Here is a 14,438-nt window from a genome sequence, read left to right on the forward strand (position 1 = left end):
TTACACTTCTGCCTGGTGGAATTGTGATAAGAAGCGTGTGTCATTTGTATAGAAATGACGAATATCATCCACACCGTATTTTAACATTGCGATACGTTCTGCACCGATACCGAAAGCGAAACCTGAAAGCTTAGTTGAATCGTAGCCAGCCATTTCAAGTACGTTCGGGTGTACCATACCGGCACCTAAGATTTCGATCCAGCCAGTTTGTTTACATACATTACAGCCTTTTCCTGAACATTTATGACAAGAAACGTCCACTTCTACAGATGGCTCTGTGAATGGGAAGAATGATGGACGAAGACGGATTTCGCGTTCTGCTCCGAACATTTTCTTCGCTAATGCATCAAGAGTTCCTTTTAAGTCAGACATGCGGATATTTTCACCGATTACAAGGCCTTCAATTTGCATGAATTGGTGTGAGTGTGTTGCATCGTCTGTGTCACGTCGGAAAACTTTACCTGGACAAATTACACGAATTGGTTCGCCTTTTTTAGCTTCCATTGTACGTGCCTGAACTGGTGACGTATGCGTACGTAATAATGTTTCTTCTGAAATATAGAAAGAATCCTGCATGTCACGGGCCGGGTGACCTTTTGGCAAGTTCATTGCTTCAAAGTTATAGTAGTCTTTCTCTACTTCTGGTCCTTCTACGATTTCGTAGCCCATTCCTAAAAACAGGTCTTCGATTTCTTCGATTACACGTGTTAACAGGTGACGGTTTCCTGTACGCACTTTAGCGCCTGGTAACGTAACATCGATTGACTCGTTTTCAAGCTGCGCTAAAATTGCTGCTTCTTCTAATACAGTAACCTTCTTCTCAAGTTCGGCTGTTACATTTTCGCGCACAGTGTTAACTAGTGCACCCATTTTCGGGCGTTCTTCTGCAGAAAGTTTCCCCATTCCTTTTAGTAAGTCCGTGATTGGTCCTTTTTTACCTAAGTACGCAACTCGAACGTCGTTTAATGCTTTTAAGTCAGCTGCATCGGCAATTTTAGCTAATGCTTCTTGCTCCAATTGCTTTAATTGTTGTTCCATTTACAAAGTCCTCCTAAATAAAATTCAGCGTCATAGTGCCTGCTTTGACCCCGTTGCTTTAACAAATTTACATATACGCACTATAATAATCACCATTTTTGAAAATAAAAAATCCTCGTCCCCTAAGAAAGGGACGAGGACGAGTTTCGCGGTACCACCCTAGTTATTGCATAAAGCAATCACTTCATTGGAGCTAACGACTATGTCTAGCCGGCAATCCTTTCACCACAAGTGGATCCCGGATGCTGCTCGCGGGGTGAACTTCACTATACAATTTGTTAGCAAGCTTTCAGTCATTGGCTTGCATTCCCTAAAACAAATGTTGTATACCTACTCTTCCCGGTCAACGCATTTCGTAATATATTCTCCAACTAGTTTAATGTATTTTTGTACATTTATCAACTAGCTAAAGTGCTTTTCATCATTACATATCCCAAAGAAGGATTAATAAAGAACCTAAAACAGTCAATACTACTAAACCGATTCCGTATACGATGTTCGAGTAGATAGCCCACTTGTCATTTGTTTCACCAGCATGCATGAATACCATGAACTGTAAACCTGCTTGAATGAATGCTGTTACTAAAAGGATAACCATTCCAGTTGTGAATGACATATCTGTGAAGTAAACAAGCATTGCAATCACTGTTAAAATCAGTGAAAATACGAAGCCCATAATTTGGCCGATTGGAAAGAACTTAGCCATAGATTACATCATTCCTTTCAAGTAAATGAAACTGAAGATGAAGATCCAAACAACATCCAGGAAGTGCCAGTATAGTGAGAATATAAATGTTTTCCCAGCTGTTACTGAGTTAAGTCCACGTTTAGCGATTTGGATCATAATGAAGATTCCCCAGAATAAACCGAACGTTACGTGAAGACCGTGTGTTCCTAACGTTGTTAATAAAGCAGATGTGAAGGCACTAGTTGTAATACCTGCACCAACATGTACGTAGTGTATAAATTCATATACCTCTACAGAAATGAACGCTGCACCAAGTAATAATGTAATACCCATAAATGACAATGTGGCTTTTTTACTGCCAAGGCGCATCGCATGAATGGCTAAACCGATTGTAAAACTTGATGTTAAAAGAATGAATGTCTCTGCCAATACTGGACCGATTTCGAAAATCTCAGCAGGAGTCGGGCCATTACCTGTACGACCCGAAAGGACAAAGTATGATGCGAATAATGTACCGAATAACATAATTTCCGCACCTAGGAAAGTCCAGAATCCGAAGATTTTCAGGTTATTTTCCTCTGTTGAATATTCCAATGGAACATTGTTATTAACTTTACCCATTATTTCGCACCTCCTTCTTTTTCATATTTTTTCTCGATTAATTCAACTTCTTCTTTATGGATATGGTAGCCATGGTCGTCTTCTAGAGAACGGTAACCCATGCAAGCTAAAATACCGATTAAGCTGATGATAGCTAAAGTAAACATACTGAATACTAGAGCGAAACCACCGATGAAGAAGAACACTGATAAAATAAATGTTTGACCAGAGTTATTTGGCATGTGAATATCTTGAATTTCACCTTTGAATAACTTTGTGCCATTTTTCTTAGAATCCCAGAATGCTTCTGAATTTGAATCAGTTACGTCTGGAGTAATTGCAAAGTTATAGTGTGGAATTGGTGTATGTGTCGCCCACTCAAGACCACGTGCATCCCATGGATCTGAACCGATGTCGCGTGGAGAGTTTTTGAAACTGTACCAAATGTTCCATACTAGCATTATGAATGAAACAGACATGATTCCGGCACCGATGAACGATACCATGTTTAATGTACTGAAACCTGAAGCTTCAGAGAAAGTGTACATACGACGTGCTTGACCATCTAAACCAGTGATATACATTGGAATGAATGCAAGTACGAAACCGAATGACATTACCCAAACTGTTGCTTTACCAATACGTTCGTTTAACATGAAACCGAACATTTTTGGCCAATAGAACGTTAAACCAGCTAACATCGCGTAAACAACACCAGGGATGATTACGTTATGGAAGTGGGCTACTAAGAACATTGTGTTGTGATATTGGTAGTCTGCTGCTGACATCGCAAGCATAACCCCAGTTACACCACCAAGTGTGAATAAAGGAATAAAGTGCATTGCATATAACATTGGTGTTGTAATAACAATTTTCCCTTTATAAAGTGTGAATAACCAGTTGAAAATTTTAACCCCTGTCGGGATCGCAATTGCCATTGTTGTGATCGAGAAGATCGAGTTCGTGAATGCACCTTGACCCATTGTAAAGAAGTGGTGAGTCCATACAGCGAACGAGAATACTGAAATTAAGATCATTGACCAAACCATTGATGTGTAGCCATATAAGTTACGACGTGCGAATGTCGAAATAACTTCAGAGAAAATACCGAATGCCGGTAAAATTAAGATATAAACTTCAGGGTGACCCCAAACCCAGAACAGGTTGGCCCAAAGCATGTCCATACCACCGTCGCCGATAGCAAAGAATTTAGTATCCCATATACGATCCAACGTACCCATAGCTAATGCTACTGTTAATACCGGGAACGCGAATACGATGATTAAGTTTGCAATAAGTGCTGACCAAGTGAACATTGGCATTTTGAATAATGTCATGCCTGGTGCACGCATTTTCATGATAGTCGTAATGAAGTTAATACCTGTCATTAACGTACCAAGTCCGGCAATTTGCAGAGCCAGCATGTAATAGTTTGTACCAACCGATGTGCTGAACTCATTATCCGCTAACGGGAAATATGAAGTCCATCCAGCATCAGGAGATCCACCAACGATGAATGAGATATTAAATAATCCCATACCCATGAAGAATAACCAGAATGCCAAGTTGTTTAAACGTGGGAACGCAACGTCACGTGCCCCGATTTGTAAAGGTACTAAAAAGTTAAAGAAGAATGTAATGAATGGCATTGCCATGAATAAAATCATGACTACCCCGTGAGTTGTAAATACTTCGTTATAGTGCTGTGCGTCTAAGAAACCGTTTTCTGGAACAGCTAGCTGTAAACGCATCATTACGGCATCGACACCGCCGCGGAATAGCATAACCAAAGCGACGATTAAATACATGATACCAATTTTTTTATGGTCAACAGTTGTAATCCATTCACGCCATAAATAGCCCCACAATTTAAAATAAGTAACGATCGCTACTAACGCGATTGACCCTAAAACTATAGAAGCCATTGCGATATAAATTAATGTGCTTGGGTGTGGAACTGCAAACTGTGCAAAGAATTCCGACATAGTAGTACTCCTTTCGAAAAGTTGTTACTTTCAAAAATTAGTGTGAAGAGTGATCCTCTTCATCTTCTTTTTCTTCGTCTGAAGATTCATGGTTGTGTTCCGGAGCTGGTGAGAACTCTAGATGTGTACCAGTATAAGTTGATTTACCAAGATGACCTGGCTCTAATAATTCGTCAAACTTCTCTTCTGTTAATGGAGCAGCCGTTTCATGAACTTCTGTTACCCATTCATCAAATTCAGTTTGAGTTAATGCTGTTACATCAAAAATATTTTCTGCTGTACCACGACCTGAGAAGTTCGCGTTACGTCCCCAGAATTCGCCTGGGTTATCAGCAGCTAAGTGTAATGTTGTTACCATGTCTGCCATTGCGTATTTCTGACCACCAAGTTGTGGAATCCAGAAACTTGTAATTGGACCATAAGAATAAAGTTTGAATTCAATTGCACGTCCAGCAGGAATGTATAGGTAGTTTACTGTTTCAATACCTTGTTCTGGATAGCTGAAGTGCCATTTCCAGTTAGATGATGATGCATAAATAACTAAAGGTTCCTGATCTTCATATTCTTGAGGAACATTCTCAACAATGTAGTTACTCTTAACAGAAACAAATGATAAGAAAATAACGATGATTACAGGAATACCAATCATAATTGTTTCTACAAGCCAGTGACCATGAATATGCGGTGGCTCGTAATTTGGACTTTGTTTTGATGCACGGTATTTAAATAACATAAACACCAAAATTGCTAATACTGCTAGAACAATCCCTGACATTAGGTAAATTAATAACATTGTGTCATCGGCTTGTCTTTGAGCTTGAGGACCTTTAGGATCAAGTACTGCTAACTTATCGTTACAGCCTGCTAATAGGATAGCACCTAGTCCCATGAAAGAGAGTAATGTTCCCTTCATATTTACTTTCATAGTTGGACTCCTTTCCAATTAAATAAAGCTTGTTAGATTTTGCTTAAGCGCTTTCATGTGAGAGCGAAAATAAAATAATGACGATAGTGCTACTACGAATGAATAATTTCACTTATTACCATTTACACTATGCATATAGTGGCAAATAGCCAGACCATCAATTCATCACCATTTAGAACCTTTAAATTGAATCCATAATTAACAGTTTGCTCACTATTTGAAAAAGCATTATTTTATTTTTTTGTTGTGACAACTTAAGGCGCCTGTCTAACCTACTTAGATTTTAGTTAAACATCAAATAAGTGTCAAAACATCAAATTGGAAAATACCCTTATTTCTGCCATTTTTCGAGCGATTCTTTTTTAATATTTTAAAATAATGACAACAAATGCAGTAAAACAAAGCAATTACGAGCTAAAAGGTGCTTTCATTTCAAAAATGACATTTCTATGAACTCGTTAAAGTTCATATTTTGCGACTAATCAGAAAGCGCAATATGTTTCATATTATGGGTTTTATTTCCGCTTTTTACCTATTAATTTAAAAGAAATGGGATTTTATAAGTACTTACTTACAAAATCCCCCGTTTAACTTTTCACCTGGTTATTTTACAAATGCATACAATAAAATTCCTGTTGCCACCGCAACATTCAGTGATTCTGCGCCACCGAAAATAGGAATGATGACGTTCTGGTCTGTTTTTGCCAAAATTTGCGGATTAATGCCACTTCCTTCATTACCCACAATTAATGCAAATGAATCACTTGGCTCCAATTTTTTATAAGAAATCGATTCATCCAATGAAGTACCATATACACGAACACCATCAGCCTGCAGATTTTCCACCCATTCCAACAAGTCACCACGTACGACTGGAATATGGAAATGAGAGCCTTGTGCAGAACGCAAAGATTTCGGGTTAAATGCATCGACACTGCCTTTCCCTAATATAACTGCATCAATTCCAGCTGCATCTGCAGTTCTAATCATTGTGCCGATATTTCCCGGATCTTGAACCGCATCGACTAAAAGCACTTTGCGCCAATTGAATTGTTCATCTTCGGAAATTTGGCGTTGCTTACAATGAGCAAATACCCCTTGGGAATTTTCAGTTTCCGCAATTTCTTTTGAAACTGCATCATTTACGTGTACTAATACCACTTCATCTATTGCCCATAATAATGGCAGATCAACACCATCACGTACAATGATTTGCACGATTTGATCTTTATGTTTTAACGCTTCTTCCACTAGATGAAAACCTTCTACTATATACTCTCCTGTTTTTTCACGTTCTTTACGTTGTGTAACAAGCTTTTTCCAATGCTTCACTAGCGCATTTTGTGTCGATTCGATTCTTTTCATAATTTCCCGTCCTTTTTTTACGTACTCGATTGTATATTTTATCACAATTATTTTGTAATCCATAATGCAATGCCATGTATAAAGTTTATTATTTTGAACAAAGTATGGGAAAAGGAGGTTTCATATGGATTTTCAAATTCGACAAGCAATTACTGCCAATGTAATGGGTTCAGATGCCGCTGAATTTCAGGATATCGTCAATGATGCAATTGCACGGGGCGAGGAACATTTACTTCCAGGCCTTGGTGTATTCCTGGAGAAATGGTGGAACGGTGCAAGCGAAAATGAGCGAAATGAATTTTCACAAAAACTTGCAAAACAATTTGTCAGCTAACTTTTAGCGTAACCACCCATCATTCAATTATGATTCCAGACAAAAAAGCAATCCAGCGTCTCCCGGATTGCTTTTTCTATGTAGTGATGGGGCATTCCATCTTGAATACAGACATCACTTGTAGTTCTTCACGAATCGTCACAGCGTCTCCCGTTGTTATTCATGTTGGACTACTACATTATTTATTTGCCCTTCCTGCCCACAAATAATGTATGGTTCACAGCGGCGACTACAACCCGTAGTATAAAGCCAACTGCCTGTTGCTTGTTTTACGCCAGTAAAGATACTAAAACTGCTTTTTGTGCATGCAGGCGATTTTCTGCTTGCTCAAATATATAAGAATTTGGGCCGTCAATAACTGACGTCGCAACTTCTTCCTCTCGATGTGCCGGTAAACAATGAAGGAACATATAATCCGGCTTTGCATGGGCAACCAATTCATCATTAATCTGGTATTTCGCAAAATCCTTCAGTCGTTTTTGAGTCTCTTCTTCCTGCCCCATAGATGTCCAAACATCTGCATAAACAGCATCTGCATTTGTAACAGCTGCTACTGGGTCATTCGTTACAACAATTGTACTGCCGTTACGAGAAGCAATCTCTTGTGCTTTCTCAATAATACGCGTATCGCATTCATATCCTGGTGGTGTTGCAACGGCTACATGCATACCAACATGTGCTGCAGCAACAATAAGTGCATGTGCTACATTATTGCCATCACCTACATAAGCAATTTTTAATCCTTTCAATTCCCCTTTATTTTCGGCAATTGTTTCAAGATCAGCTAATGCCTGACATGGATGATCAAGATCCGTTAACCCGTTAATGACCGGAATCGATGCGTTATCAGCCAATTCTTCAACCATCGTATGAGAGTTGGCACGAATCATGATTCCGTCTAAATAACCTGACAATACTCTTCCTGTATCGGAGATTGGTTCACCACGTCCAATTTGCATATCACGTGCATTCATATACATGCCATATCCCCCGAGCTGCTGCATGCCTACTTCAAAAGATACACGTGTACGCGTTGAGCTTTTTTCAAAGATCATGCCGAGTGTTTTACCTTCCAATAATCGTGGACATTTGCCCGCTTTAGTTATTGTTTTCAACTGTGTCGCAAGTTCCAGCAGTTGCTTCACTTCTTCACTCGTATAGTCAAGCAGTGTTAATAAGTCTTTTCCTTGCAAACTTTCAACGGGCTTTAATTGCACCTCTTCTAATAACTTCATCATTACACACCTCTGTGAGCTTTATGTTGGTTTTATTATACAAATGAATAAATATAAAATCAAGTGAATTATTATAAATTTTTCAAATTAATTTAATTGTTCAATAATTACACCATTCCTATAATACGAAAATTTCACTTAAACGATATTTTTTTCTGTTTATTAGAGAAAATTTTCGTTTTATATTGAATTCCCATTCATTTTTTAGCATACTATTTACAGCAGTATTTTTTGGAAATAATTTACTTGATATGCTAATTGATTTTTTAGGAGGAATTGTTATGCCGAACGCTATCCATACAGTGGAATTACCATTATCAAACGATGTAATTTGGAATTTTCTAAAGGACTACAATAATTGGGCACCATTAATCCCAGGTTATATCGAGCACGAAGCACAACATGATACACAGTTCATTTGGACTTTACTGGCAGATTTAGGGTTCACGAAAAAAAAGATTACACTTCAAGTCGATATTACAGATTCTATTGAGCCAACTGATGTAAAGTTTAACATTAAAGGATTGTCCGACAATTTTGACGGTAATGGCTATTTTAACATTGCAGCAGGCAATAACGAATCCGTTCAAGTTACAGGAAGCCTGGATCTATCTGCCGGCGGTTTTATGGGGATGATGATCAACCCTGTATTGGAAAGTTTCGTACCTAAAGCGACGACCGATTTGACTAACTCAATTGAAACAAAGCTTACTGCACTACATGATGTAAAATAAACAAAAAACCATTAACTTTCCCGATAACCGGAAAATTAATGGTTTTTGCTCATTTTATTTGACGTTGGCATATGATGCACTCAATTTCCTCATCATATTCACTGCAGATACTAATACAAACTTCATCCATAAATAATGTAGTCACAGTAAATTTCGTCTTTTGATAACTGCTAAACTCATTCATCTTTTCATGAATGCCTTCTCCCGTACATTTTAATATAGCTTCTTTTCTCGTCCAAACTTCTGAAAACGCCGTGCCGTTACCTATACTTCTTTTTTCCTCTTCATGTAACACCCAGTCATGAAGGTGTTCATCATAAAATAGATTTTCTTCCTCTATATCCACACCAACTTGACCTCGATCGCTTAAAACATAGACAAGTGTTGTATCATTATGGGACCAATTGATATAGTAAGGGGCATCCACAAAGTAAGGTTTACCAGTAGCGCATTTTTTAATTGTAAATAAACCTAATTGTTCTTCAATCAGCGATAGTGCCCATGTGCTTTTTGCACTATTTCGGTTCACTTTTAATGTCCAATTATGAATTATATATAGCTTCAACATACATTTTCATCATGCCAAATTTATACAAGCACAGCCTCTTTGATAAATTGCTGTTCATAAGCATATTCGATCAGCTTTCCAATATACGCTTTATTTACAGTTGGCAAGTTTTTAATTTTTAGAAGCTGCATCGTTTTCCGGCTGTCAAAGATAGCATTCGAATCGTTCGCACCGTCCCCGTCCAATTGTGCAATGGCAAGGTTTTTTACTTCCTCGGTCATGCCGTCACTTAAAATATAACTTTCGTAATAATCTTTATCGACCAGTTCAATCTCTAAATCAAGCTCATTTAAGAGTCCCACAAATTCTTCAAACGGAATCGGTTCCGTATGACATACATGGTATACACGAACAGACTGCTCTTTGGCTACTACGGATTTCACGATTACATCCGCAGCAAAATCAACTGGTGTGAAATCCACCATCCATTGAACTTTTGGTGCTTTATTAACTAAAATCATCAGCTTCAGCATACGATAAAATGCATTTTCATGAATATTATTTTGGAATTGTCCGTCACTATATCGTCCCGATAGATTACCCATACGGTAGACGAAGACTTGTTTCCCTGCATTTGCCTGATCTAAAATCCACTTTTCCGCCTTCAATTTTGTATCTGTGTAGACACTTTCAAGCTCCAATTGTTCCTGGATTTCTTTCATACCCTTTACCTTTTCCCATTTTCCCTCTGTTAGTAAATCCTGGACAACCCCAACAGTTGAAATATGGTGGAAAACGATAGTTGAATTAAATTCGACAAGGTCAAAAATATTCTTCGTTCCTTGTACATTTACTTTTTCAAAATGTTCTCGGTCACCGAAGTGTCGAACATCCGCTGCCGAATGGATAATGGCATCGAGATTTTTTGAAAGCGCAGAAAAGGCTTCTTTTGATAAACCTAAGTACGGCTTTGTTAAATCACCGTTAACAATTGTCAGTTGTGCACTGATATCACGGTTAAAATATTGCAGCATTATTTGCTTGATGCGCTCTTTTGCATTGTCGCCACGAACTACTACATAGACATTTTTTCCTTCCTCCAGCAATTGATAAGCGATATGACTTCCTAAAAAACCTGTCGCTCCTGTGACCAATACTGTTTTCACTTCGTGCAATTTTTCATCGATTGACATAACTGGCCATTCTGTTAGGTTTGTAAATTCGCCAGTAAACTGCTCTACTTCATTTATTGTGCTATGAAGGACTTTTTCGGCTAATTTTTCAACTGTTTTTAAATCGAAGAAATCTTTAATCGTTAATGTCGGATAGATTTGTTTTACGTTCGCCAATATTTCAATAATTTTAAGCGAGTGCCCACCTATATCAAACAGATTATCTGTTACACTAATTCCATCGATTTTCAATACCTTTTCCCATACCGCGACAAGGTCTTTTTCGACTTGGTTACGCGGGGCGATTATTTCCCGAGAACTTGTTAAAGAGACGCGCTCCGCCTCGATTTTTTCCAGTGCTTTACGGTCTACCTTACCAGTCGGCGCAAATGGAATATCCTCTAGCTGTTTGAGCTTTGATGGAATCATATAGCTCGGTAAATCATTTTTTAACGAATCGATAATTATTGTATAGTCCATTTGTTGTACTGATGTGAAGAAGGCTTTCAAGTTTTGATCGTCGCCTTCTTTTTCAACAACCACAACCGCATTGTTTACAAACTGAATTTCATTCATCTTAGTTTCAATTTCCGCAATTTCAATTCGATGACCGCGTATTTTAACTTGCGTATCCTTTCTTGAAACAAACTCGATATTGCCGTCACTTAACTGCTTCACAAGATCCCCTGTTTTATAAACAATTCCTTCATAAAGACCTTTATCAAATAGATTTTCAATAAACACTTCATTTGTTTTTTCTTTATTATTCAAGTAGCCTAAAGAAATCCCGACTGAAGCTACCCATAACTCTCCGATTTCATTTTCAGCGCAAAGCTGTCCCTGTTCATTGACGATATATACTTTATTTCCTGGTAATTGCTTGCCGATTGGCACACTATATACATCTTGCGCAAGGTCTCTCGGCACTTCATAAGCTGTTGCCATTACCGTAATTTCCGTTGGGCCGTATAAATTGAAAAATCTTGTCCGATCACCTACTACCGATTTAAAGTTTCTCGCTAAATCTCCTGTTAGAAGCTCCCCTCCAACACCTACAAGTTTAACCGAAGCAAATAAATCCGAGTTTTCAGCTGTTAAATGATTCACAATCCGGTTAAAGAATACAGTCGGTAATACTGGAATGATTGTAATACCCTCGTTTTTTACTACATCCAGGAAATTGTTTTCGGACATTCTTTCTTCGTCATCGATTAAGTATAATAATGAACCTGTTAATAACGATAAAAATGTATCTAAAACAGATGCATCAAAACTGTATGTTGCAAACTGCAAAATTTTATCTTGTTTCATAACTTGCCAATCATTTTGCATATAATCGACCAAGTTCAGAATTCCTTGTTGGCGGATCAACGTACCTTTTGGCTTCCCTGTTGTACCAGATGTAAAAATTGTATAGCATACATCTTGCGCCTGGTCCTGTACCTCTTTATATGATTGTGGCAGAGTTTCGCCGTTTAATTGTTCTAAACTTAAAATATGTATGGATGAAACAAGTTGTAATGTATGCAAATTTTGTTCCGCGCTTGCATTCGTAATAATAAATGATGTTTTAATATCTTCAATAATATAGCTGTTCCGTTCATTCGGATGAGATGGATCCAATGATACATATACTCCGCCTGCTTTAATAACACCAAGGATTGAAATAACAGTATCAATACTTCTCTTTAAATAGATTGCTACAAATTCGCCTTTTTTAAGTCCGTTTTCGATTAAATAGCTCGCTATCTTATTCGACTCTTCCTGTAATTCCGTATACGTTAATTGACGGTTTCTTTCCTTTACTGCAACAGCATCTCCTTGCTGAAGTACTACCTTATTAAATTTGTTTAATATCGTATTCATCTAAATAACAACCTTTCATCAAAATTTTTTTGAACTACACAATTGGTCAAGGGGTGCATTCAAAATATTTCAAATGCCCCCCTTGTATTTTTTATGCAATTGATTTCGTTAATTTTTTATTGTACTTACGACTTCTTCCAGCTCTTCAGAAGTAATTTTCAAGTTCTCGGACATGCTGCGGATATTACTTAATGTACCGCGTTGGTTTTCAACATTGATCGCGATGCCTTCATATCCGTCAACAATTTCACTGGCATTTGTTGATAATGTAATAATCATTGCTGCAGATTCTTCCACCCCAGCAGAAATTTCCTCAGTTGCAAATGATACGGATTGCAACCTATTCGTAATTTCCTTATTGAATTCGTAGATTTTATTGAACATTTCATTTGTTTGCTGTGTAGAAGCTTTACCGCCATCAACGCCTATTTTTATGCTTTCCATAAACTTCTGGGCTTCAGTTACGGCTTCACGCACACGCAAAATCAGTTCCTGAATACCTTCTGTTGATTTTGCTGACTGCTCGGAAAGTTTCTTTACTTCCTGTGCTACGACGGCAAATCCTTTTCCATGCTCACCTGCACGCGCTGCTTCAATACTTGCGTTTAATGCCAATAAATTAGTCGCATCCGAGATATCGGTAATGACTTGTAAAAACTTACCGATTTCATCTGACAATTTTACAAGAGTGCCGATATTTTGATTTGAATTTTCGACATTTGCCACGATTACTTCCATTTGATCTGCTACTTCTGCAGTCGACTTACTTCCATCTTTTGAATATGATGTAACCTCTTCTGCATATTTGTATACATCTGTTACATCTATTGCGATTGTTTGAATTTGACTAGACATTTCTTCCATTGACAATGCTGCCTCTTCAATTGAAGTTTCCTGCCCTTTTAAATTCGTTTTCATATTCTTTACTGCACCTGTAATCGTATCGAAGCTTTGGAATGTCGATGTAAAGGCAGATTCCAGTTGAACCGAGTCCTCTTTTACTTTGCTAGAAGAATCGTTAACACTGTTTACAATATTTCTTAATGAGGCAATCATTTCATTAAAACGTGCATTTACTGTACCCAATTCATCTTTTCCTTCAGGCAGGCTTACTGTTAAATCACCTTTGCTTGCTTTATTAATGCCATCCAGTAAAAAACTTAATGGTTTTAATTGTGACTTAATGACGAAATATTGGACAATTATTGCAATGGCCAATAAAACGATTAATATAATTGAAGACCATTTTAATAAGCCCATTTGTCCTTCGCCAACACTTGATGCATCTACATCAATGGCATAATAGGCAATTAAATCATTTTGGGGATTAAATATTGGATACATAATAGTTACCCATGTTCCGTATGCATCTTTATAAATATCCGTAAACTGGGTTTCACCCGTTTCTTTTAAAACTTTCAAACCTTCTACAACTATTTCCGGTTGTTCGTATAAAGTACCTGGTTGCAGGCCTTCCCCTAAAAACATTTCCCAAATTGCATTATCAAAAGATATTAAAGTAGTTTCATTATTTTTTTCACCTGACAATTCCACACCGTAAATATACCCTTGTGCTACGATTGGATTGTATTCACTCATTTTGTTGAACATATCAGTATACTTAGTATGTAAGTCACTTTGAACATCTGTATCCTGCATTAATTGTTCTACTTCATTTCCGTCTAGCTTTTCATACCATGATTCAGAAATTAGCTCAGTCTGTTCTCTTAACTGCTCTTTAAGTAAATAACCCTGAACGAAATAACTGATACCGATAAGTATGGTTCCCACACATAAAATGGACAGTATTGTTACTAAAATATTTTTTGTGAAAAATGTTAGATTCCGAAACATTTTTTACCCTTCCTTTTATCTAATTATTTTGTTTTTCATCCTTATATAAATGCCATGAAAAGGAAACATTGGTATATGAATAAAATAACACCGGTAAAAACTATATCATTTAACCTACTTTATATCGAGTGAAT

Annotated in this window: 12 protein-coding genes and 1 other annotated feature; of the genes, 2 read left to right on the top strand and 10 right to left on the bottom strand. The window is 37.5% G+C overall.

Translation table 11 applies throughout. The features are described from left to right. From pheS to AC0VXV_RS14165, 6 genes are all read right to left on the bottom strand, one after another. Window positions 1-1,038, bottom strand: coding sequence for a phenylalanine--tRNA ligase subunit alpha (gene pheS, locus AC0VXV_RS14140; RefSeq protein WP_475528852.1), 1,038 nt, complete (start codon window positions 1,036-1,038; stop codon window positions 1-3). Window positions 1,039-1,164: 126 nt separating this feature from the next. Then, window positions 1,165-1,394, bottom strand: a binding site (T-box leader). A 68-nt stretch (window positions 1,395-1,462) separates the two neighbouring features. Further along, window positions 1,463-1,744, bottom strand: a complete 282-nt coding sequence (gene qoxD / locus AC0VXV_RS14145) for a cytochrome aa3 quinol oxidase subunit IV (protein ID WP_475528853.1) — start codon at window positions 1,742-1,744, stop codon at window positions 1,463-1,465. A gap of 3 nt (window positions 1,745-1,747) precedes the next feature. After that, a complete protein-coding gene (qoxC, locus tag AC0VXV_RS14150; RefSeq protein WP_475528854.1) occupies window positions 1,748-2,347 on the bottom strand; it encodes a cytochrome aa3 quinol oxidase subunit III in 600 nt (199 codons plus the stop codon). Next, window positions 2,347-4,311, bottom strand: a complete 1,965-nt coding sequence (gene qoxB / locus AC0VXV_RS14155; RefSeq protein ID WP_475528856.1) for a cytochrome aa3 quinol oxidase subunit I — start codon at window positions 4,309-4,311, stop codon at window positions 2,347-2,349. The genes qoxC and qoxB overlap by 1 nt, the downstream gene beginning before the upstream one ends. 37 nt (window positions 4,312-4,348) lie before the next feature. After that, window positions 4,349-5,236: a cytochrome aa3 quinol oxidase subunit II gene (gene qoxA, locus AC0VXV_RS14160; RefSeq protein WP_475528857.1), complete on the bottom strand. Its 888-nt coding sequence runs from the start codon at window positions 5,234-5,236 to the stop codon at window positions 4,349-4,351. 603 nt (window positions 5,237-5,839) lie between these two features. Further along, entirely contained in the window at window positions 5,840-6,601 is a 762-nt protein-coding gene (locus AC0VXV_RS14165) for a TrmH family RNA methyltransferase (protein ID WP_475528858.1), read from the bottom strand. Between the two features lie 124 nt (window positions 6,602-6,725). On the opposite strand from AC0VXV_RS14165, the gene sspI reads away from it, so the two are divergent. Continuing rightward, entirely contained in the window at window positions 6,726-6,935 is a 210-nt protein-coding gene (gene sspI, locus AC0VXV_RS14170) for a small acid-soluble spore protein SspI (protein ID WP_079528326.1), read from the top strand. 269 nt (window positions 6,936-7,204) lie between these two features. On the opposite strand, the gene argF is transcribed toward sspI, so the two are convergent. Next, on the bottom strand, window positions 7,205-8,170 hold the full coding sequence (gene argF / locus AC0VXV_RS14175) for an ornithine carbamoyltransferase (protein ID WP_475531470.1): 966 nt from the start codon (window positions 8,168-8,170) through the stop codon (window positions 7,205-7,207). Window positions 8,171-8,451: 281 nt separating this feature from the next. Here argF and AC0VXV_RS14180 point away from each other — a divergent pair, with 281 nt between their 5' ends. Continuing rightward, window positions 8,452-8,904, top strand: coding sequence for a CoxG family protein (locus AC0VXV_RS14180; RefSeq protein ID WP_475528860.1), 453 nt, complete (start codon window positions 8,452-8,454; stop codon window positions 8,902-8,904). A gap of 49 nt (window positions 8,905-8,953) precedes the next feature. Here AC0VXV_RS14180 and AC0VXV_RS14185 read toward each other — a convergent pair whose 3' ends face one another. The 3 genes from AC0VXV_RS14185 to AC0VXV_RS14195 form a co-directional block, all read right to left on the bottom strand. After that, window positions 8,954-9,472 carry a 4'-phosphopantetheinyl transferase family protein gene (locus AC0VXV_RS14185; protein WP_475528861.1) on the bottom strand — a complete coding sequence of 173 codons (519 nt, stop codon included), beginning with the start codon at window positions 9,470-9,472 and terminating at the stop codon, window positions 8,954-8,956. Between the two features lie 20 nt (window positions 9,473-9,492). Continuing rightward, a complete protein-coding gene (locus AC0VXV_RS14190) occupies window positions 9,493-12,450 on the bottom strand; it encodes an amino acid adenylation domain-containing protein (RefSeq protein WP_475528862.1) in 2,958 nt (985 codons plus the stop codon). Between the two features lie 108 nt (window positions 12,451-12,558). Further along, window positions 12,559-14,304 carry a methyl-accepting chemotaxis protein gene (locus AC0VXV_RS14195; RefSeq protein WP_475528863.1) on the bottom strand — a complete coding sequence of 582 codons (1,746 nt, stop codon included), beginning with the start codon at window positions 14,302-14,304 and terminating at the stop codon, window positions 12,559-12,561. Window positions 14,305-14,438: the final 134 nt, after the last annotated feature.

This window comes from Solibacillus sp. iso_87 (genome assembly GCF_056173085.1).